The organism is Duganella sp. 3397 (genome assembly GCF_031456625.1).
Classification (GTDB): domain Bacteria; phylum Pseudomonadota; class Gammaproteobacteria; order Burkholderiales; family Burkholderiaceae_D; genus Rugamonas; species Rugamonas phyllosphaerae.
In genome coordinates, this window is sequence record NZ_JAVDVB010000007.1 from 253,154 (window position 1) to 273,736 (window position 20,583).

Here is a 20,583-nt window from a genome sequence, read left to right on the forward strand (position 1 = left end):
GGAAGTGAAGGGTGTGATCGTCAGGGCCGGTGCTGGCGCCAGGCGGCCAGTTGTTGCTGCATCTGCGGCCAGGTAAAGAATTCGCGTTGCTCGTAATACAGGTCACCAGCATGCGGACGCTCCAGCGTGCGGGCCGGGTTCACCGGCTGCAAGGCCTGTTCGCCGCGCCGCAGGTAATGCCACAGCACGAACGGAAACAGGCCGATCCAGGTGATCGCCTGTGACGGATAGCACATGCAGTAACGCAAGAAGCGCAGGCGATTTTTCCACGGTATCGGCTTGCGCTCGACCGCGCCGTTGGCGCCCAGGGGCCGCAGCACCGTGAACAACGGTTTCGGCAGGCCGGCGCTGTTGTACAGCGCGTACTGGCGCACGATGGCCAGCAGGCCGGCCGCCTGCGCCGTATCGAGGGCAAGCGCGTGCAGCGCGTCGTGGTCGTGGTGGCCGCCTTCCCATGCCGGCACGCACAGCAATCGTGGCGTGCCGGCTTCAACACACCAGCGCGCCAGCCAGGCTGCCGCCGGCGCCAGGTGGTGCGGCAGGCGCGCATCGAGAATGCCCAGCTCGGCGCCAGGGAAAAAGATATCGTCCTGCGCCACGCCGATGGCGCCCAGCACCCGGCGCGACTCGGCCGCGCGGCGCGCCGACAGGTCCGCCGTGGGGCTGGTGGTGAAATACGCGCAGCGCACCCGCAGCCCACGCGCCATGCAGTCGAGCATGGTTTGCCAGACGCCGAACTCGTCGTCGGGATGGGGGAACAGGAACAGGGCGGTATCGGTATCAGTAGGCATCGAAGTCGAGGAAGGAAAAGTCGATCGCTTCCGGCGCCAGCCGGCTCTGGGCGCTGCCGGCCAGCGGCAGCCAGATCAGGTTGAGCGGGGAGGGGCGCAGCCGCTGTGGAATATTCACGTAGCGGCCGTAACCACCGTCGGCGTCGGGACGCAGACCGAGGAACAGGCGCAAGGTGGCGGGGGCCGATGCGGCGGCCTCGGGCAGCGCCAGCGCCGGCGGCACGCTGGCGGCGGCCAGCTCGGCGTAGGCGTGCACCAGCGGCATGGCCGGTGCATGGAACTGCCACCGGTCGCCGTGGCGGCGGGCGCCGAGCGGCTTGCCGGGGCAGGCCGCACGCCAGGCCAGGCTGGCCTGGTCCCAGCGCCGCGCGAACGAGCGGGGGCCGGCGCCGAGTCGGGCTGGCGGCAGGCTGCCGATGCCGATCCGCGCCTCGAGCGGGCGCACCAGCTGGAAGTTCAGCTTGCGCAGGAAACCGGGCGTGCTGTTGGCGTTGGCCACGCCGTACACGCCGTGGTAGCCGTGACGCGCGCCCGCCTCGTAGGTCAGCGCCGCCAGCTTGGTGAACAGGCCCTTGCCCTGGTGCGCCGGATGGGTGGCGGTGTTCAACGAGAGCAGCACCGGCACGGTGGCGCCGTTGACGTCGGCGCGCGCGGCAATGCACACGTAGTGCGCCGCCAGAGTGTCGCCGTCCCAGGCGTCGAAGCCCACGGCCACGCCGTCCGGGTTGTCGCGGTACAGCCACGCCAGGTAGTCCCTGGTAAATTTGTCGGTGCCCGGAAAACAGGCCGACAGCAGTTGCGCATAACTGGCCAGCGCGTTGTCGTCGGTGCGGATTGGCAGTAGAGTGGTCATCGGAAGGTCCAGTATTTGCTAAGCAAAAAGCCGTTGCACGCCACCAGCGGCAACGACACCAGTTTGCCGGCCAGTGCCGCGTTCGCTGCGCTGGCGGCGTCGGCGCCCAAGCCCAGCCGGGCAATGGCCAGCGCGGCGCCCACGCAGGCCATGGTGAGCAGGTAGTTCAGCGCCACCACGCACAGGAAGCGCAGGAAGGCCGCAGCGCTGTGCAGGCGGCCAAAAGTGACGCGCGCATGGAACGCATAATTGAGCACCAGCCCGGCCGCGAAACCGGCGCTGGTGGCCGCCGCCACGCTGATGCCGATGCCGGCCAGCAGCAGGCCCTGCATGACGCCGATGTCGAGCACCGCGCACAGCAGGCCGCCGCCGACGAATACCAGGAACTGGCGCTGGCGCAGGGCGTGCGCCAATTTAATCATGGCGCACCATGATGTGCCACTGCGGCCCGGGCCACCGACTTCTTGTGCACCACCCGGCGCGGCACCGACGCGATATCGTGGGCCAGGAACGCCAGGATCAGCTGCAGGCCCATCAGCACCGGCAGCGCCGACACCATCACCGTGCCGGCCGGCGTGGCCACGCCTTGCGCAGCCGCGTGGGCCCAGTGCCAGGCGCCGTGGACGCTGCCGAACAGCAGCAGCCCCACGCCCAGCGGCAACTGCAGCGACGCCAGCGACATATTGCGCAGGTAGTAATTGTAGAACAGGCGCTTGCCCAGGTTGCGCGCGTGCTTGGCCATGAACTCGGTGACGATTTTCGAGATCTTCAGGTTGCTCACCTCGTCGCCATAGCTGGCGTCCATCGGCACGTCGGCCACCACCGCCTGGATGGTGTTGAGGCGGAACAGCATGTCGGATTCAAAAAAATACCGGCTGCTGATGCGGTCGAATGGCAGGTGGCGGGCGGCGTCCGCGTGCAGCGCGGTATAGCCGTTGGTGGGGTCGAACAGATCCCAGTAGCCGGACGACAGCTTGGTCATCAGCGACAGCACGGCGTTGCCGAACAGGCGCATGGCCGGCATCTGGCGGATTTTCTCGAGATCGAAAAAGCGGTTGCCCTTGGTGTAGTCGGCGTCGCCGCTCAAGATGGGCGCGACGAAGTACGGCAGCAGCGCCGGGTCCATCTGGCCGTCGCCATCGATCTTGACCATGATGCGCATGCCGTCGGCCAGCGCGGCGCGGTAGCCCCTGATCACCGCGCCGCCCACGCCCTGGTTTTCGGTATGCTGCACCACCACCACGCGCGGGTCGCGGCACTCGGCGCGCACCAGCGCGCCGGACTGGTCGGGGCAGCAGTCGTCCACCACGTAGATGCGGGCCACTTCGGGGCCGATCGCGGCCAGCACGCCGAGGATGTGGCGGGTAACGCGGTAGCTGGGGATCACCACCGCAATGCGGTCGGCGTCGGCTGGGAGGGTCGTGAGCTGGTTCATGCGGTACCTGTAACGGATAAGTGCGCGCCGGTCGCGCCGGGCGCAAGCGTGCGATGCCAGTGCTGGCCGCCTAGCAGACGCAGCAATTGTTCGGTACTGGCTTGCCAGGTCAGCCACGGCATCTGTTTGGACTGCGGCGCGCGGCCGGCCGCGTGCAAGGCCAGCCATTGCTGCAGGGCGTCGGCCAGCGCGGCGGGATCGGTGCCGCTGAAGTAATAAGCATGGTCGCCGCCCACCTCCTGGAATACCGGCAGGTCGCGCGCGATGATGGGCAGGCCGTGCTGGGCCGCTTCGATCAGCGGTAGGCCGAAGCCCTCGCCGATCGAGGGCGCCACCAGCGCCGAGCAGGACTGGTACAACTTGTCCAGCATTTCGTCGGAAACGCCGGCCAGCCAGAACAGGCGCCGATCGCGCTCGGGATGGTTGGTCAGTTGCTGAACCAGCGCGTCGACCATCCAGCCCTGCTTGCCGACCACGACCAGGTTGACATCGACGCCCCGGTCCCACAGCTGCTCGACGGCGGCCAGCGCCTGGGCCTGGCCCTTGCGCGGTTCCAGGGTGCCGACCAGCAGCAGGCTGGGGCGGGCGCTGACGGCGGCCAGCACCTGCGCCGCATTGGCGGGCAGGCCCTTGCTCGGGGCGCTGGCGTCGAGGTCGGCGCCCAGGTGAAAATAGCCGATCTGCAAGGGATCGCGGCGATCGCGGCCGGGACGCGCCGCCAGCCAGTCGTGCAGTTCGTCGGCCACGGCGCGCGAAATGCACAGCACGCCATCGGCCACGGCGGCGATGGTGTCGAGGTAGCCGGAGAAATAGGCATCGGTGCCAACCGGGAAAAATTGCGGTTTGAGCAGCGGCAGCAGGTCGTACACCACGAAGTAGATTTCCACGCCGCGCCTGCGCATGTCGAGCAGCCGTTCCTGGTTTTGCGCGGTGCCGTTGGTGTACAGGTCGAGGCCGAGGAAGCGGTCGCCGGCGCGCACCTCCAGCGGTGCGTCCTCCAGCGCCATGGCGGGGCAGCCCAGCATGCGCAGGGTGTGGGCGCGGGCGTAGCGATACGGCCGGTTGCCGCCGTCGCAGTACACCGGTTCCACCCGGAACCCGGGCGGCGGCGACTCGATCAGGCGCAGCAGGATGCTGCGCACCACGCGCTGGATGCCGGTCTTGAGATCGGCTTCCACCAGCGCCGAGATATCGACGAACAACTGGCGCGGCGCCTGCGGCAGGCGGTTGGCGGCGATCGCTGCCGCCGTGTCCATCAGCGCGCCCGCTGGCGCCGGACCCAGTGCCTGCACCGAGGCCACCAGCGCCGCATAGTGGCGGGCCGGGCTGTGTTGATGCAGGGTCTCGATGGCGGCGCGGAAGCGCGGCCCCACCTGCTGCGGCGCATGGTGGGCGGCCATGTAGGCGCGCGCGCGCGTGGTCAGCGCGGTGCGCACCGCCGCGCCGGTGGCCGGCGCATGCAGCTGCGCCAGCGCGCCGGCCAGGGCAGTCACATCGCAGTCGTCGGGCAGTTGCAGCAGCACGTCCGCCGGCACGTCGGTGTTGGATCCGTGGGCATTGACCACCGTGGGCACGCCGTACAACAGGCAGTCGAGCACCGAGGCCGAGGTCTCGCCGCGCGTGTGGCTGCGCAGCTGCACGGCAGCATCGGCGGCGGCCAGCCAGGTGGCGTACTGGCTGGCGTCGACAAAGCCGGTGATGCGGACGCGGGCGCCGGCGCCGGCAATCTTCTGCGCGATGGTGCGGCCGTACTGCTCGGGGTCGGGGGCGCCGACGAACACCAGCTGGCAGCGCGGATCGGCCGCCAGCGGGCTGGCCAGGAAGGCGTCGAGCAGCAGGTCGTTGCGCTTGGTAACGCCCATCATGCCGAAGCTGCACACCAGGAAGTCGTCATCGGCCAGGCCCAGTGCGGCGCGCGCGGCGCCGCGGGCATGGTCGGCCTGGTAGTGCGCCGGCAGGTCGCGCAACAGCGGCACAGTCTGCCACTGCGCGGCGCTGTCGCCGCCGTACCAGTGCGCAGCCAGGCGCCGGGAAAAGTCGGAATGGACGATCACGCCGCTGGCGTGGTCCAGTACGTCCTTGTTGCAGGGGAAGGCCCAGATCGACGGATTGCGCCCCTGGCGTGCGTGCGCGAGCAGGCCGGTGTGGCCGTGCGACGCATACAGGGCGTCGAGGAAGGCGTGCGGGTGGCCGTCGCGCTCCATGTGGTCGAGCACGCCGCTGAGGAAGAAATCGTGCAGCACGACGATGCCGGGATGGCGCCGCAGCAGCGCGAACAGGTGCTGGTGCACGAAGTGGTTGCCGAAGTGGTAGAGCACGCGCGCGTAGCGGCCGGCATGCTGGTCGAACCAGGCGCAGTCGCGCACTGCGAAGCGCGCGGCCAGGGCCGGGTCGAGCGGGCCATCGACGATCAGTTCGATGTCATAGAATTGTTCGAGCTGGGCCAGCAGCTCGACGCTGTAGTCGGCGATCCCCGAGTGTTGCGGCGGCAGCGGCGACAGGAAGGCCAGCAAGGGTTTGGCTGGCTGGTCGGCTTGCCCGGTTGAGCGCGTGCCAGCGGCCACCAGCGCTGCCAGCACGGCCGCTGCATTCGTCATCTGCGTCACGTTCGCCACCGGTACTGCGCCGGCAGCGGTCGCCGCGCCAGCATGGGCGGGGGCGGCCAGCCCCGGAGCCCAGACCACGTCGGCGCGCCAGTCCTGCAGCACGGTGGTGCGCAGCAGCTCGGCGGCGCCTTGGCGCCAGGCGCTGCCGCCGCGCGGCGTGTCGAGCACGTGCAGCTGGACCTGGCCGGGCGCGTCCGCTGCCGATACTGCTTGCCAGGGCAGCGCCAGCTCGCGGCGCAAGGTGTCGGCCCGGTCGGGCCAGGCGTGGTGCAGCACCAGCAGCATGGTGTGGCCGGCCGCCTGCGCTGCGGTCACCACCGCCCGCACCAGCGCCACGGTGGCGGTGGAATTGGCGGCGCCATGCTGGCAGGCTTGTAAATCAATGGCTAGTCGCATGCTTCAACGATCGGTAAGGTGGCGGGGACGTTCGAGGTCGGCCAGCACGCGGCGGGCCGACTGCGGCAGGTGGGCCAGCGCCGGCGGCACGTCGGACGGGATGATGCCGGCGCCGTTGCCACGGGCCCGGGCATACCAGGCCAGGAAGCGTTTTTCCAGCCCGGGCACACGGCGCAGCATGCCAAACGCCACGCGCCGCACCAGCGGCACCTGCGCCAGCGCGATCAAGGTGCGGCGCGGCGCCTGGCGCAGCGCAGTGCGCAGCGTGCCACCCTGGAGCAGGCGGCCTGCCAGCCGCAGCGGCCGCGTCACGCGCCACGACGTGCTGGCATGGACGGCCTTGAGACTGGCTTCGAGTTCCTGCGCCCAGGCGGCAGTGTCGCGCCGGCTGATTTCTGCTGCGTCGGCTTGCTCCTGCACAGTGGCCAGTGCCACACGGACCTGTTCGTGTTCCAGGGGCCGGGCCGCTACCGCCAGGGCCTGCTCCAGCTGCCCCTGCAGGTCGTCGCGGACGCGCCATGCCTGGGCCAGGGAATGCCTGATGTAATTGTCGAAAACATTGGGCGGCACCGCCAGCACCGGCAGCAGGTGCGCCTGTTCATCGGCCACGTAGTACCGGTTCAGGCCGTCGAAGAAAGCGAACTGGTAGCCGCAGGACAGGACCAGGTGTTCCCAGTGCTCGTGATTGGTGACGGTACTGTTGGGCAGGGTTGCCTCGACCACCAGGATCCACGGGCGCCAGCGGCGCAAATCCATGCCGCGCAACACTTCGGCTTCGAAGCCTTCGACATCGATCTTGAGAAAGTGGATGGTGGCCGGTGCGTGGTCGGCGCAAATGCCGGTCAAGGTGCGCATCGGCACTTCGGTCTCGACCACCGCAACACCGTCGGCGCGGTGCGCATGCGCGGTGTCGGCGTCGGTGGAGGCCCAGCCGTTGATGTCGGGCGTGTCGAACAGTGTGATGCTGCCGTCGGCCGCACCGCACGCCAGCGCCAGGTTGATGTCGCGCGGCCGTGCGCGCTGCAGGACTTCGCGGTACGACGGCATCGGCTCGATGTTGATGCCGTGCCAGCCGGCGTCGTAGAACAGCTTGGTGACCGAGCCTTCCTGCGGGTCGTTGGCGCCCACGTCGATGTAAAAGCCATCCTGCACCGCGCCCAGCGCGCGCCACAGCAGCACATCCTCGGCATTTTGCGCGTACGAAATCAGGGGCATGCGGCAGGAATTCATGACGATACGCTTTCTGGATTGCATGAGAGCCGGTCGCAGTCGAACCGTGGCGCCAGGTTGGTCATGCCGGCCCAGCGGATCGCTGCGGTGTTGGGCAGCACCGTGAAGGCGCTGACCTCGTGCAGGTAATTGAGCACTTCGTGGAAGCTGCCCTCATCATAGCCGCCATTGCTGAAACCCACCGTCAGGGTGTACTCCTGCGGTGCCAGGGTCATGGCAAAGCTGAAACTGGCCGACAGCACCTCGCCGGCCGCCACTGGTCCGGGGAACTGGTTCATGCAATACGAATTGGTTTCGAACAGCACCACGCCGTGGCGGTTGCGGATCTTGAAACCGATGTGCGGATCGTCGAGGGCGCGGTGGACGCGGTAGTCGATACGCAGCATGACTTGTTGATCGGAAATGATGGTAGCCAGCTGCGCGCCGGCCGCATCGACAAAGGCCGCGCCCACGCAATCGGCGGTGGTGGTGACGATGCTGCCGGTGCTGCCGGCCAGCACCGGCGCGCCAGCCACGCGTTGCAGGTGGTCGGCAGGCAGCGCCGATTGATTGCTCACGGTAGCGGCGCCGGCTGAATGGTCGAACCGCGCATCGGCCGGCGTATCGAGAAGTGCATGACCCAGCAGCTCGGCCTGGTAACGGTCGGCAGCGGTGCGCGGGGCGCCGTCGAAGGCCAGCCGGCCCTGGCGGATGTAGAGCGCGCGGTCGCAGATGTCCATCACCGTGCCCATGCTGTGCGAGACGAACAGCAAGGTGGTGCCGGCGGCCGTGAAGCCACGGATGCGGTCGAAGCATTTCTGCTGGAAGAAGACGTCGCCGACGGCCAGCGCTTCGTCCACGATCAGGATGTCGGGCCGCTCGCAGGTGGCCACGCTGAAGGCCAGGCGCATCTGCATGCCGCTCGAATACACGCGCACCGGCTGGTCGATGTAGTCGCCGATGCCGGCGAACGCTTCGATCGCCGGCATCAGCGCGGCAATGCGCTCGGCCTCCAGGCCCATCAGCTGGCCGGCCATCAGCACGTTCTGGCGGCCGGTAAAGTCGGGGTGGAAACCCAGGCCCAGTTCCAGCAGGGCTGCCACCCGGCCCTGCGTGGTCACGCTGCCGACGGTGGGCAAGGTGGTGCCGGTGATCAGTTTCAACAGCGTGCTCTTGCCGGCGCCGTTGACGCCGATCAGCGCCACCGCCTCGCCGGCGGCGATATGGAAACCGATGTCCTGCAAGATCCAGTGCGACCGGTGGCGCGGGCCGCGCCATGGCAGCAGCCACTCGCCCAGGCGCGCCCAGCGCGTGGGATATTGTTTGTAGGCCTTGCCCAGGCCGCTGACGGTGATCGACCCCATCACAGCTCGTCCACCATTTCGCCGGCGCGCTTGCGGAACAGGCTCAGGCCCAGCAGGCACAGCACCAGCGCGCACGCGGCCGCCGGCAGCAGGCCGGCCCAGTCGGGTGCGCGGCCGTGCAGCAGCACGTCCTGGAAGCCGCCCGTCACCGCCGCCATCGGGTTGACCACCAGCAGGTCGCGCAGCGCCGGCGGCAAAATCGTGGCCGGGTAGACGATGGGGGTGAACCAGAACCAGAACTGGATGAAGATCTGGAAGAACTGGCCGACGTCGCGGAAGAATACGTTGAGCACGCCCAGCACGAGGCCCAGGCCGATGGCCAGCGCCACTTCCAGCAGCAAGAGCGGCAGCAGCAGCGCGAACACGGCGCCGGGGAACTGGCCCGAGAGCACCAGGAACACGGTAAACAGGCCGAAGATGATGGCGAAATTGAGCAGCGCATTGCTGGCCACGATGGCCGGCAGGCAGATGCGCGGGAAGCTCGATTTCTTGAGCAGGTTGGCGTTGTCGATGAACATGTTTTGCGCGCGCGTGACGATCTCGGCGAAAAGGCCCCACGACAGGATGCCGGCGCACAGGTAGATGCTGTAGCCGAAGCGGCTGACGTCGCCCGGCAGCTTGCTGTGCATCACTTGCGAGAAAATCACCGTGTAGACCACGATCATCGCCAGCGGATTGAGCACGGTCCAGGCGGCGCCGAGCATGGTGTTGCGGTAGCGGGCCTGGAAATCGCGCTGGACGCTGCCGCGGATGAAACCACGGCTTTGCCACAGCACGCGCAGCATGGCGCTCATGGACGCATGGCTCCGGCGCAGGGCGGCAACAACAGTGGGCGAGGGGCGACGATCATAAGAATCCTGCAACGATAATCAAAAGATTATATCGCAGGCAGTTGTTAGCTTAATATCTTGTAACAGCTTGTTACGCGCTGTAACGATCCTCTCCGCAAGCCGCTGTTTACGGCCCGAGCCACTGCCAACTCAGTTGCAATTGGGTATCGTCGTACTGGAAAATCGAGATGTTTTCGCGGTTGTGGATGCGCCGCGCTTCGAGCACCAGGTTGTGGCTCCTGCCCAGCGGGTAGGTGTAGGCGGCGCGCAGCATGTGGGCCTGCTGGCGCCGGGTTTCGTCGATCAGGCCGGCCGCGTAGGCGCTGGCGCTGCGCCAGGACTGGCGCGTGTAGCCCAGCTCACCGGTGCCGGCGCCCAGCAACTGGCGGTATTGCAGCGACAGGCTGTTGCCGTGGCGGTTGCCGCCGGGGCGGTCTTCGGCGGCCTTGTCGTCGAGCAGGCCGAAGCTGGCGCTGGCGTAATGGTTGCCGCTGCGCCAGGTCAGCTGGCTGCGCACTTCGCCGGTGGTGCCGCGAAAATTGTCGAGGGTCCGGTAATCGACATGGGTCACGCCCGTGTGCAGCGACAGTTGCAAGGTCTTGGGCAGCGGCAGCGGCGGCATCAGCTGCGCTTGCAGCTGCACCTGGCGCTGGTACAACTGGCTGCCCAGCGTGGCGTAACCGACGGTGGCGGTGGTGCGCAGCTTCCATTGCCTGATGCGCCACGGCGTGTCGATGCCGGCGAACAGCGAATAGCTGTCGTAGTCGTGCAGGCTGTCGTGGCGACGGCCCTGGAATTGCACGAAACCCTGGGTGCCATTGGGCGTGAGGTCGCGGATATAGTCGGCCGACAGGGCCGTGTACTGGTCGCGCCGGGGCAAAAAATCGGGCAGCAGCACCAGGCCGTCGCCACCGTCCACCGGCTGGTACGTGGCGCTGTTGGCGCCCTGGTTGACGTTGCGGCTCCAGCCGCGTCCCAACGACAAGCTGTAGAGCGGACGCGGTTGCCAGCCGGCGCAGCCGCCGGCGCGGGCCTGGGCGATCAGTTGGCGAATTTCGGGCGGTGGTGCAAAGCGCTGTTCGATGGCCTTGAACAGGCGCTCGGCCTCGGCCATGTTACCCAGGTCGCAGCGCACCAGCGCCAGGTCGAGCCAGGCGCCCGCGTGCAGCGGTTCCTGGGCGATCACGCGTTCGAGGGCGTCGGTGGCGTCGTCGCGGCGGCCGTCGGCGATCGAGCGCAGGGCATCGCGGTACAGGTCCTGCACCACGTCCGGGGTCTGCGCCCGGGCATTGCCTCCCACCACGGCCAGCAAGGCCACCAGGGCCAGCAGGGTAGTTGTCGACAACTTGTGGTGGAGGAAGCCTGGCAGTGTCATCAAATCGAATAAAAACTGTCCGCCCCGGAATCGGCGCAATGGCCGCGCAGTATAACTTACCTCTCTGGAATTTTCCGAACGGGGCCCCGGGCCAGTTACAAGCATTGATACAAAGTGTAACGACTGTCTTGTCAGAAATTAATTTCGGTAAAATGCCGGAATCAGGGGGGAATTCCATCATGGCGCGTCAACTCATCTTCATTAGCATGGCGCTGCTGGCGGCGCAGGTCCACGGCGCCGAGCCGGGACACATCATTTTTGTCGCCGGCCAGGCCGAGGTGGAAGGCGATCCTGCCCGCGTGGGCGGCACCGTCCGGGACGGCGACCGCGTGCGCACCGGCGGCGACGGCTACCTGTACATCCGCACGCCCGACCAGCGCCTGGTGATTGTGCGCCCCGAAACCGAAACGCGGTTCGCCCGCGAGCTGGCTAACCCGGCCCCGGCTGCCTTGATTGAGGCCAAAGCCGCCAATGCCGCCGTGTCCGCCGGCGCCCGCTTCGAGCTGCCGGCCATGGCTGGCGCGGTCTTCCCTGCGGGCGCCAATCCCGACCTCGACGCCCGCAAAAACGATGTGCTGCAAGCCCGGTTGCCGCAGCTCGGGGCCGCCGGCACCGGGGAGGCGTCCGACTTTGCCGGCGGTGCGCAGGTGGTCAGCTGGGGGCGCTGGGAAAAAGTCATCGACCGCGCGCCCAACGTCATCCTCGAGAACCTGGCCGGCGGCGCCGGTACTGCGGCTACTTCTGGTACACGGCGCCTGGCCAGCAACGAAGTGTACGTGCTGATGCGTGGCGAAGACGGCGCGCCGTACCAGGCGCCGGTGCGCGGCAGCGCCGGTTTCGCGCTGGCCGCCAGCGAAGCCTATGTGCGCGATGCCGGCACCGGCCAGCGCACGGCCGCCACCCTGGCCGACGGCCGGCTCACGGTCGATTTCGCCAAGGCCACGTTTGCCACCAGTGTTGATGTGCGCGACCAGGATGCCAGCTACCGTTTGTCCGGCGCTGGCCGGGTGGGCAGGGATGGCCAGTTCGGCAGCGCCCGCTCGGCCCAGCCTGGCACGATGCAAGTCGATGGCGCGCTGGGCGGTAATGGCGGCGCCACCTACCTGTTCGAGGGCGCGCTGACGCCCACCCGCACCGTTTCCGGCGTGGCAACCTGGCGTCCCAATCCACCGCGCTGATCGTTTTACCGTTAAGTTGTGCCGATTTCCAACAGATGCCCTAAGTAAATAGCGGCTGGCTGCGCCTATGGCCGCCAGTGTGGGAAATTGTGAATTTTCATGGAATTTTGTGAGCGATAATTGCCGAGCCAACTACGTGGAGTTGATTCGTCACAAATTGCCCATAATGAAAAACAACTACTCGCCGCCCAGTAACGAAATCACCGACGTTCTCTCCACGCTCAAGCGCGCCTTTTTCACGGTGGGCGTGTTCAGCGCCATCACCAACCTGCTGATGCTGGCGCCGTCGCTCTACATGCTGCAAGTCTACGACCGCGTGCTCACCAGCCGCAACGAAACCACCTTGCTGATGCTCACGGTGATGATACTGGGCGCCTACCTGATGATCAGTGTGCTCGAGCTGGTACGCAGCTTCATCCTGGTACGGGTGGGCGCGCGCTTTGACATGGAACTGAACCAGCGGGTGTACACCGCCGCCTTCGAGCAAAACCTGCGGCGCAGCGGCGGCAACGCCGGCCAGGCCTTGAGCGACCTCACCAATATCCGCCAGTTTTTGACCGGTAACGCGCTGTTCGCATTTTTCGATGCGCCGTGGTTTCCGATCTACCTGGTCGTGATCTTCATTTTCGAGCCGGGCCTGGGCGTGTTCGCGCTGTGCGGCACCGCGATCCTGGTGGTGCTGGCCTTCCTCAACGAGCGGGTGTCGAAGCAGCCGCTGGCCGAAGCCAATACGCTGTCGATCGCCTCGTCCTCGCTGGCGACCAACAACCTGCGCAATGCCGAGGTGATCGAGGCGATGGGCATGTTGCCCAACCTGATGGGCCGCTGGTTCAAGCTGCACGGCAAATTTTTGCACTTGCAGGGCGAGGCCAGCGAAAAGGCCGGCCTGGTGGCAGCCGCCACCAAGTTCGTGCAGATCGCACTGCAATCGCTGGTGCTCGGTTATGGCGCTTTGCTGGTGCTGGAAAACAAGATCACCCCGGGCATGATGATCGCCGCCTCGATCCTGCTGGGCCGCGCGCTGGCGCCGGTGCAGCAGGTGATCGCGGTGTGGAAAACCTTTGCCGGCGCACGTAGTTCCTACGGCCGCCTGCTCGAGCTGCTCGACAAGAACCCGGCGCGCAAGGCCGGCATGCCACTGCCCAAACCGACCGGCACGGTAACGGTGGAAGGCGTGAGCGCAGTCGCCCCGGGCGGCCAGGTGACCTTGTTGCGCAGCGTGTCGTTCGGCCTGCTGCCGGGCGACGTGGTGGGCGTGATCGGTCCCAGCGGCTCCGGCAAGACCACGCTGGCGCGCCTGCTGGTGGGCGTGTGGCCGGCCGCGCTGGGCAAGGTGCGCCTGGACGGCGCCGACATCTACCAGTGGAACAAGGCCGAGCTGGGCCCGCACCTGGGTTACCTGCCGCAGGATATCGAACTGTTCGCCGGCACCGTGGGCGAGAACATCGCCCGCTTCGGCGAGGTGGCGGCTGACAAGGTGGTGCTGGCGGCGCAGCGCGCCGGCGTGCACGACATGATCCTGCGCCTGCCGCAAGGCTACGACACCCCGCTCGGCGACGGCGGCGCCGGCCTGTCGGGCGGCCAGAAACAGCGCCTGGGCCTGGCGCGCGCCATGTACGGCGACCCGGCCGTGCTGGTGCTCGACGAACCGAACTCCAACCTCGACGACGCTGGCGAGCACGCCTTGCTGGCCGCTGTCAACGACCTGCGCGCGCGCGGCAAGACCATCGTGCTGATCACCCACCGCACCAGCGCGATCGGCATCACCAACAAGTTGCTGCTGCTGCGCGACGGCGCGGTCGAACTGTTCGGCCCCACCAAGCAGGTGCTGCAGGCGCTGCAAGAGAAAAACCAGAAGCAGATGCCGGCGCAGCCGCCAGCACCGGCGAGGGAGCAGGCATGAAATTACTCAGTTCCGAATCGAAAGCGCTGGCCGCCGACGCGGTCAGCCACGACGTGGCGCCGCTCACCGTGCCTACCGATGCCAGCGGGTATGGGAAACTGGGCTGGCTGGTGGTGTTGCTGGGCGTGGGCGGCTTCTTCCTGTGGGCCACGCTGGCGCCGCTGGACAAGGGCGTACCGCTGCAGGGCACGGTGGCCAAGGAAGGCAACCGCAAGACCATCCAGCACCAGAACGGCGGCATCGTCAACGAGATCCTGGTGCAGGACGGCGACACCGTCAAGGCCGGCCAGTTGCTGGTGCGCATGAGCGACATCGCACCGAAGTCGCAGGTGGAAGTGGCGCGCGCGCAGTACCTGGCCGCGCGCGCGGCCGAGGCCCGCCTGGTGGCCGAGCGCGACGGCAAGGCCATCGTGTTCCCGGCGTCGCTGCAGGCCTATAAAGCCGACCCGCGCACCGCCGAAGTATTCGAAGTGCAGCAGCAACTGAAAAGTGCACGCGAATCGGCGCTCAAAAATGAACTGGCGGCAGTCGATGAAAACATCGCCGGCCTGCGCGCCCAGACCCGGGGCCTGGAAGAATCGCGCCAGGCCAAGGTGCAGCAGCTGGGGTTCCTCAAGGAGCAGGTCGAGAACCTGCGCGACCTGGCCAAGGAGGGCTATATCGCCCGGTCGCGCCTGCTGGAAGTGGAGCGCACCTATGCCCAGGTCAGCGGCGCCATCTCCGAGGACATCGGCAATATCAGCCGCGGCCAGCGCCAGGTGATGGAGTTGTCGCTGCGCCGCGTGCAGCGCACCCAGGAATACCAGAAGGAAGTGCGCGCGGCGCTGTACGACGCCCAGAAGGAGGCCGAGGCACTGTCGGGCCGCATGCTCTCGCTCGACTACGATTTGGCCAACGCCGAGATCCGCGCGCCGGTAGGCGGCATCGTGGTGGGCCTGAACGTGTTTACAAAAGGTGGCGTGGTGGCGCCCGGCGCGCGCCTGCTCGACATCGTGCCGGCCGATGACGGCTTGATCGTGGAAGGGCTGCTGCCGGTCAACCTGATCGACCGCGTGCAGACCAAATTGCCGGTGGAGCTGATCTTCTCGGCCTTCAATGCCAACCGCACGCCGCATGTCGACGGCGTGGTGGAACAGGTGGCGGCCGACCGCACCGTCGACGAGCGCACCGGCGCGGCCACCTACAAGGTGCGGGTGAAAGTAACGCCGGCCGGCACCCGCATGATCGCCCGCCAGCACATGGATGTGCGGCCCGGCATGCCGGTGGAAATTTTCGTGAAGACCGGCGAGCGCACCATGATGAATTACCTGTTGAAACCGGTGATGGACCGGGCCAAAACCTCGCTGTCGGAGGACTGAGTGAAGCCTGTCGCTCCATCGATTTTATTGCTGGCGCTGCTGTACGCCGGCAGTGCCCACGCCGTCAGCCTGATGCAGGCCTACCAGGCGGCGCTGCAAAACGATCCCGGCTACCGCGCCGCCACCTTCGAATACGCGTCCGGCATCGAGAACGAAGTGCTGGGCCGCTCGGCCCTGCTGCCGGCGGTCTCGGCCAGCTATTCCAGCAGCCGGGTGGAGGCCGACGTGGTGTACATCACCAACGGCATCGAATCGCCCACGCGCGAACTCGACTACCGCAGTAAAGCAGCCGTGCTGCAAGTGCGCCAGCCCGTGTTCAGCCTGGAGGCGATCGCGCGCTACCACCAGGGCCTGGCGCAGACCAGTTACGCCACGGCGGTCTTTGCCTCGCGCAAGCAGGAGCTGATCCTGCGCCTGGCCGGCGCGTACACCGAGGCGCTGTTCGCCAACACGCAGCTGCGCCTGGCCGAAGTGCAGCGCGATGTCTTTATCGAGCAGCGCGCAGTCAACACCCGCCTGTTCGACAAGGGCGAGGGCACCAGGACCGACATGCTGGAAACCGAAGCCCGGCTCGACCTGGCCGAAGCGCAGGTGCTCGAAGCGCAAGACAATGTGCAGACCACGCTGGCCGCGCTGTCGGCCATCGTCGGCCAGCAGGTCAATTCGGTCGATGACGTGGCGGCCGAATTCCGGCTGGCGCCCGACGCCGCGCTCCGTTTCGACGAATGGCGCGACATTGCGCTGCGCCAGAACCCCGACATCATCGCCATGCAGTTCGCGGTAGAGTCGTCGAAAGAGGACATCAACAAGGCGCGCGCCGGCCACACGCCCAGGGTGGACCTGGTGGCCAGCTACGCGAAAAACAATTCGGACACGCTCAACACGCTGAACCAGGATTCAAAACAGAAGTCGATCGGCTTCCAGGTCAATATTCCGTTGTATTCGGGTGGGGCGGTGAGCGCGTCCAGCCGCCAGGCGGTGGCCGCCACCGAAAAAGCCAAGGCCGACCAGCAAGCGACGACCGACAAGGTGCTGGTGGAGCTGCGCAAGCAGCACGCGGTGGTGGTCTCGAGCGTGGCGCGGCTGCGCGCGCTCGACAAGGCGGTGGCCTCGGGCACCATGCTGGTGACGGCGACCGAGCAAAGCATCAAGGGCGGCGTACGGATCAACCTCGATCTGCTCAATGCCCGCCAGCAGCTCTATACCAGCCGGCGCGACCAGGCGCAGGCGCGGTACGGCTACCTGCTGGCGATGCTGAAGCTGCGGTCAGCGGCCGGCGTGCTCGATGCCGATGCGCTGCGCGAGGTAGCGGCGTATTTCCGCTAACCCGCAAACCTGACCCCGCGCGGGTTGCGGGGTCAGGCCAGCGCGTAGCCCTGATGCTCGTGCACGACGATCGATGGCGTACCACCCTTGCTGCCACCGGCCATCGGCTGGCGCGAAGCGCGCAGGCTGGCGCCGATGCCGTCGGCCAGCGCGGCCAGGGTTTCGTGGCGCTTGCGCGCCTCCGAACGTTTTTTGGACGCGATCGCCGCCAGGTCCGGCTCGGCCAACGCCTGGCACGGCAGGCGGTAGTCGCCGTCGGTGCGCGGCGTGGCGTCCAGCTCCTGCCACAGCGCGTCGTAGTCGGCATGGACCTTGCCCTGGCGTACCGAGCGGCACACGGTGCGGTTGCCGTTGCCGACCAGGCGCAGTTCGGCGCAGCCGAGCACGTGGCCGATCTGCACCAGCAGCTTGACCATCATGTTTTTTGGCCGCAGGCCATGCAGCTCGCGGGTCGCGTCCTTGATCACCTGCAAACCGTGGTCGCCGCGCGGACCCTGCATGCAGCCCACGCCCAGCACCGTGCCGCGCTCGTCCTGGTGGAACGAGAACGCGCAGTTATAGACCACGTCGTCGCCGTGCACCAGTTGCAGCACCAGTTCGCCTTCGCGCTCCATCGGCTCGACCGCCGCCAACTGGATGTGATAGGGCAGCCCGGTCTTGCCGGTCACGCGGGCCAGCACCACGCGGTCTTTCGAGGCCAACGCCGTCAGCGGACCCAGGCCCTGGCGCAGGATGAAACGGTAGTGCTCGGAAAGCAAGTTCAGGCGGGCGTTGTAACCCATGGTATTGCTGAAATACGGGCGGAAGATCTTGTAGATCATGCGCGGATGGTCCGCCACCAGGTCGGTAAACAGCGGCGACGAGTTCAGCAACTGCAACCAGCCGTCGGCAGCTTCGCGGTGCAACAGCGCACGGGCGGACAGTTTGATGGTCTCGCGCAAGCGGCGCAGCCCTGTCAGGCCGACCGTCCCTGAGTGCAATGTAATCGACATCATGTTTCCTTGGGGTATCAGCGGTAGGCATACCGCAAGGAAGCGATGGTAGGCTTGCCCTATGGTGCTGACAATTGGGGCGGCAGCGTAAGGGTGTTCCCGTATGCTGCCACGGCAGGCGCAGCGCGGTTGGCAGGGCGGAAAGAGGTATTGCTAAGGGTTACACTTAGTTGTAAAAAGTATGCGCGTTGAGGGCCAGCAAGGCATAATGCTACAATACGATACAAATCTTGCCATTCATGTCTTTGCTGCGGCCCCAATTTTTTCTACGTCATTTGCAGTTTCCAGCCTTTATAGCGCTGTACCTGCTGTTCGACTGGGCCACGTACATCGACCCCCTGTACGGTCTCAATATTACGCCCTGGAATCCCGATCCGTCGCTGGGGCTGGTGTTCTGGCTGCGCCATGGCTGGCGCGCGGCGCTGCCGTGGTTTATCGCGCTCACCCTCGGCGAAATATTGGTGCGCGGCATGCCGGCCGGCATGCTGCTGACGGTGCTGCTGTCGGTGTGGCTTACCGTGGGCTATGGCCTGGTGGGCGAGGCGCTGCGCCGCACCTTCGGCAGCGAAGGCCTGTTTGACAGCCGGGGACGCCTGTTCCAGTGGGTGGCGATCGTGACCGTGGGCACACTGCTCAACGACCTGGTGTACATCAGCCTGCTCTCGGCTGCTGGTTTGATTCCTACTGGAAACTGGGGCACGGCAGTGCTGCGCTTCGGCATCGGCGACATGGTGGGTGTGGTGGTGTCGATGCCGCTGATCTGGATGCTGGCCAGCGCGGCGTCACGGCAGCGCCTGCGCGATACCGTATGGCGCGCTGAAACGCTGGGCTACCTGGCGCTGGCCATCGGTGTGCTGTACCTCGTGTTTGGCAGTATTGCGACGTCGGAATTCAAGGATTTCTATTTCCTGTTCCTGCCGGTGGTGTGGGCGGCATCGCGCCAGGGCCTGTATGGTACGGCGCTGATGGTGTTCGTGTTGCAGGCCGGCATAGGTGCGCTCGTCAAGCTCAACCACGCCGGCGATATTGCCGTGCACGAGCTGCAAATGCTTGACGCGGTGCTGGCGCTGGTGGGTTTCTCGATCGGCATCGTGGTCGATGAATTACGCCAGGTATCGAGCGATTTGAAACAGTCGCTGCGATTGGCGGCGGCCGGCGAAATGGCGGCGGCCCTGGCGCACGAGCTCAATCAACCGCTGACCGCGCTGGGCACTTACGGCAAGGCGTGCGAATTCCTGCTCGAACGCGGCGAGAGCGGCGCCATGCTCAAGAGCGTGGTGCAGCGCATGATCGCCGAATCGAGCCGGGCCGCCGAAGTGGTGCGCCGCCTGCGCGACTTTTTCCGCACCGGCGCCATGAAGCTCGAGGCGATCGATGCGCGCCACCTGGTGGCCGGTGTGAGCCAGCAGTTCATGGCGCAGTTGCGCGAGCGCGAAGTGGTGCTCAATATCGAGGCGGTGCCGGCCATGCAGGTATTGGTCGATCGCCTGCAAATCGAGCTGGTGCTGCGCAACCTGCTGGCCAATGCGCTCGAAGCGGTGCAGGAACAACCGCCCGGCGCGCGCCGCATCACGGTATCGGGCCGGAAGGTGGACGCGGTGGCTGGCAACGGCGGGCGCGGCGCCAAAGGCAGGCAAGCGTCGGAACGGCGCGCCTGCCTGCATTTGACGATCGAGGACAGCGGCAAGGGCGTATCGCAGGCATTGGCTGCGCGCCTGTTCGAGCCGTTCGTCTCGTCCAAGGCCAGCGGGCTGGGACTGGGCCTGGTGCTCAGCCGCGCCATCATGGAAGCCCATGGCGGCGCACTGTGGGCCGAGGTTGGAGACAAGGGACTATTTAAAATGGCGCTGCCGTTGGCACGCGCCGAGGAGCCAGAGCATCATGTTGCTGCATAATCCAGACGCGCCCGAACAGAGCGCCCACAACCTGACCGTCTACATCGTTGACGACGACCCGTCCGTGCGCGATGCGCTGGGGTTGCTGCTGGGCGTGCGCGGTTACCGCACCGCCGTGTTTTCCAGCGGCGAAGCGTACCTGCAGGCGTGGCGGCCCAACTGGCGCGGCTGCCTGCTGCTCGACATCCGCATGTCTGGCATGGACGGGCTGGCCCTGCAGCAGGAGCTGGCGCGGCAGGGTTGCCGGATTCCCTTCATCATCATGAGCGGCCACGGCGACGTGGGCACCGCGCGCGCGGCCTTCAAGGCCGACGCTGTCGATTTCCTGGAAAAGCCGTTCGACGACGTCAAGCTGATCGCCGCCATCGACGAAGCGCTGTCCCGCGCGCGCAGCGAACAGCATGAACAGCAACGGCGCAGCCGCCACGCCAGCCTGCTGGGCGAACTGACGCCACGCGAGCGCGAGGTGATGGACCTGGTGGTATTAGGCCGCCACAACCGTGAAATCGGCCCGGCGCTGGGCATCAGCGTGCGCACGGTGGAAGTCCACAAAGCCCGCCTGATGGCCAAGCTCGGCGTGGACAACGTCGCCGACCTGGTGCGCATCAGCATGCTCGAAAACGACGCCTGAACTTCGGGGTCAGTGCCGACATTCAGACACGAGCCCAACAGCAGTATGGCTTAGTTCGTGTCCAATTGTCGGCACTGACCCTGAACTTTATGCCTGGTAGCAGGCGGGGCAGGATTTTTCGTAGACGTATTCGGGGGCGAGTTGCTGGCGCGGGGTGACCACGGCGCGGCACACGAAGCATTGCACGGTTTCCGTTGGCTCCAACTTGGGGTTGAGCGCGGTGCGGTAGTCGAACACGAAGCAGTCGCCCGTGTAGTGGGCGCCGCCGACTTCCTCGAAGTATTTCAGGATGCCGCCTTCGAGCTGGTACACATTGTCGTAGCCGATGTTCTGCATGTGGATCGCGGCTTTTTCGCAGCGGATGCCGCCGGTGCAGAAGGTCACCACGGTCTTGCCCTCGAAGTCGTCCTTGTGGGCGGCGATCAGTTCCGGGAACTCGGT

General features: G+C 66.7%; 17 protein-coding genes. 6 read left to right on the top strand and 11 right to left on the bottom strand.

Annotation, left to right across the window (positions count from 1 at the left end):
* Positions 1-20 precede the first annotated feature (20 nt).
* From J2X54_RS22185 to J2X54_RS22225, 9 genes are all read right to left on the bottom strand, one after another.
* Positions 21-791 (bottom strand): PIG-L family deacetylase, encoded by a 771-nt coding sequence (locus J2X54_RS22185; protein WP_310183820.1) that lies wholly within the window; start codon positions 789-791, stop codon positions 21-23.
* Positions 781-1,644 carry a GNAT family N-acetyltransferase gene (locus tag J2X54_RS22190; RefSeq protein WP_310183822.1) on the bottom strand — a complete coding sequence of 288 codons (864 nt, stop codon included), beginning with the start codon at positions 1,642-1,644 and terminating at the stop codon, positions 781-783. The genes J2X54_RS22185 and J2X54_RS22190 overlap by 11 nt, the downstream gene beginning before the upstream one ends.
* Positions 1,641-2,066: a GtrA family protein gene (locus J2X54_RS22195; protein WP_310183826.1), complete on the bottom strand. Its 426-nt coding sequence runs from the start codon at positions 2,064-2,066 to the stop codon at positions 1,641-1,643. Before J2X54_RS22195 ends, J2X54_RS22190 begins: the two co-directional genes overlap by 4 nt.
* Complete coding sequence (locus J2X54_RS22200) at positions 2,063-3,079, bottom strand: glycosyltransferase family 2 protein (RefSeq protein WP_310183828.1); 1,017 nt, start codon at positions 3,077-3,079, stop codon at positions 2,063-2,065. The genes J2X54_RS22195 and J2X54_RS22200 overlap by 4 nt, the downstream gene beginning before the upstream one ends.
* Positions 3,076-6,081: a glycosyltransferase gene (locus J2X54_RS22205; RefSeq protein WP_310183831.1), complete on the bottom strand. Its 3,006-nt coding sequence runs from the start codon at positions 6,079-6,081 to the stop codon at positions 3,076-3,078. Before J2X54_RS22205 ends, J2X54_RS22200 begins: the two co-directional genes overlap by 4 nt.
* Before the next feature lie 3 nt (positions 6,082-6,084).
* The gene (locus J2X54_RS22210) at positions 6,085-7,311 is read right to left on the bottom strand and encodes an FkbM family methyltransferase (RefSeq protein ID WP_310183834.1); all 1,227 of its coding nucleotides are present in this window, start codon (positions 7,309-7,311) and stop codon (positions 6,085-6,087) included.
* Positions 7,308-8,654, bottom strand: a complete 1,347-nt coding sequence (locus tag J2X54_RS22215; protein WP_310183838.1) for an ABC transporter ATP-binding protein — start codon at positions 8,652-8,654, stop codon at positions 7,308-7,310. The genes J2X54_RS22210 and J2X54_RS22215 overlap by 4 nt, the downstream gene beginning before the upstream one ends.
* Positions 8,654-9,448, bottom strand: a complete 795-nt coding sequence (locus J2X54_RS22220) for an ABC transporter permease (protein ID WP_310183840.1) — start codon at positions 9,446-9,448, stop codon at positions 8,654-8,656. Before J2X54_RS22220 ends, J2X54_RS22215 begins: the two co-directional genes overlap by 1 nt.
* Before the next feature lie 163 nt (positions 9,449-9,611).
* Complete coding sequence (locus tag J2X54_RS22225) at positions 9,612-10,829, bottom strand: tetratricopeptide repeat protein (protein WP_310183842.1); 1,218 nt, start codon at positions 10,827-10,829, stop codon at positions 9,612-9,614.
* 209 nt (positions 10,830-11,038) lie between these two features.
* On the opposite strand from J2X54_RS22225, the gene J2X54_RS22230 reads away from it, so the two are divergent.
* The 4 genes from J2X54_RS22230 (at position 11,039) to J2X54_RS22245 (ending at position 16,624) form a co-directional block, all read left to right on the top strand.
* Positions 11,039-12,037: a hypothetical protein gene (locus tag J2X54_RS22230; RefSeq protein ID WP_310183845.1), complete on the top strand. Its 999-nt coding sequence runs from the start codon at positions 11,039-11,041 to the stop codon at positions 12,035-12,037.
* A 166-nt stretch (positions 12,038-12,203) separates the two neighbouring features.
* A complete protein-coding gene (locus tag J2X54_RS22235) occupies positions 12,204-13,940 on the top strand; it encodes a type I secretion system permease/ATPase (RefSeq protein ID WP_310183848.1) in 1,737 nt (578 codons plus the stop codon).
* Complete coding sequence (locus J2X54_RS22240) at positions 13,937-15,298, top strand: HlyD family type I secretion periplasmic adaptor subunit (protein ID WP_310183850.1); 1,362 nt, start codon at positions 13,937-13,939, stop codon at positions 15,296-15,298. The genes J2X54_RS22235 and J2X54_RS22240 overlap by 4 nt, the downstream gene beginning before the upstream one ends.
* Complete coding sequence (locus tag J2X54_RS22245) at positions 15,299-16,624, top strand: TolC family outer membrane protein (RefSeq protein WP_310183853.1); 1,326 nt, start codon at positions 15,299-15,301, stop codon at positions 16,622-16,624.
* A gap of 32 nt (positions 16,625-16,656) precedes the next feature.
* Here J2X54_RS22245 and J2X54_RS22250 read toward each other — a convergent pair whose 3' ends face one another.
* On the bottom strand, positions 16,657-17,616 hold the full coding sequence (locus J2X54_RS22250; protein ID WP_310183858.1) for a VirK/YbjX family protein: 960 nt from the start codon (positions 17,614-17,616) through the stop codon (positions 16,657-16,659).
* 275 nt (positions 17,617-17,891) lie between these two features.
* Here J2X54_RS22250 and J2X54_RS22255 point away from each other — a divergent pair, with 275 nt between their 5' ends.
* Positions 17,892-19,511, top strand: coding sequence for an ATP-binding protein (locus J2X54_RS22255; protein WP_229255465.1), 1,620 nt, complete (start codon positions 17,892-17,894; stop codon positions 19,509-19,511).
* The gene (locus J2X54_RS22260) at positions 19,498-20,142 is read left to right on the top strand and encodes a response regulator transcription factor (RefSeq protein WP_070251182.1); all 645 of its coding nucleotides are present in this window, start codon (positions 19,498-19,500) and stop codon (positions 20,140-20,142) included. Before J2X54_RS22255 ends, J2X54_RS22260 begins: the two co-directional genes overlap by 14 nt.
* Positions 20,143-20,229: 87 nt before the next feature.
* On the opposite strand, the gene J2X54_RS22265 is transcribed toward J2X54_RS22260, so the two are convergent.
* Positions 20,230-20,583, bottom strand: a 354-nt coding sequence (locus J2X54_RS22265) for a rhodanese-like domain-containing protein (protein WP_310183862.1), incomplete at its 5' end; no start/stop codon positions are given.

Excerpts from the sequence above, each read along its gene's own strand:
- J2X54_RS22195 (WP_310183826.1), bottom strand. The coding sequence starts at position 2,066 with ATGATTAAATTGGCGCACGCCCTGCGCCAGCGCCAGTTCCTGGTATTC.
- J2X54_RS22190 (WP_310183822.1), bottom strand. The coding sequence starts at position 1,644 with ATGACCACTCTACTGCCAATCCGCACCGACGACAACGCGCTGGCCAGT.
- J2X54_RS22210 (WP_310183834.1), bottom strand. The coding sequence starts at position 7,311 with ATGAATTCCTGCCGCATGCCCCTGATTTCGTACGCGCAAAATGCCGAG.
- J2X54_RS22250 (WP_310183858.1), bottom strand. The coding sequence starts at position 17,616 with ATGTCGATTACATTGCACTCAGGGACGGTCGGCCTGACAGGGCTGCGC.
- J2X54_RS22205 (WP_310183831.1), bottom strand. The coding sequence starts at position 6,081 with ATGCGACTAGCCATTGATTTACAAGCCTGCCAGCATGGCGCCGCCAAT.
- J2X54_RS22220 (WP_310183840.1), bottom strand. The coding sequence starts at position 9,448 with ATGAGCGCCATGCTGCGCGTGCTGTGGCAAAGCCGTGGTTTCATCCGC.
- J2X54_RS22185 (WP_310183820.1), bottom strand. The coding sequence starts at position 791 with ATGCCTACTGATACCGATACCGCCCTGTTCCTGTTCCCCCATCCCGAC.
- J2X54_RS22200 (WP_310183828.1), bottom strand. The coding sequence starts at position 3,079 with ATGAACCAGCTCACGACCCTCCCAGCCGACGCCGACCGCATTGCGGTG.
- J2X54_RS22240 (WP_310183850.1), top strand. The coding sequence starts at position 13,937 with ATGAAATTACTCAGTTCCGAATCGAAAGCGCTGGCCGCCGACGCGGTC.
- J2X54_RS22260 (WP_070251182.1), top strand. The coding sequence starts at position 19,498 with ATGTTGCTGCATAATCCAGACGCGCCCGAACAGAGCGCCCACAACCTG.
- J2X54_RS22215 (WP_310183838.1), bottom strand. The coding sequence starts at position 8,654 with ATGGGGTCGATCACCGTCAGCGGCCTGGGCAAGGCCTACAAACAATAT.
- J2X54_RS22230 (WP_310183845.1), top strand. The coding sequence starts at position 11,039 with ATGGCGCGTCAACTCATCTTCATTAGCATGGCGCTGCTGGCGGCGCAG.
- J2X54_RS22235 (WP_310183848.1), top strand. The coding sequence starts at position 12,204 with ATGAAAAACAACTACTCGCCGCCCAGTAACGAAATCACCGACGTTCTC.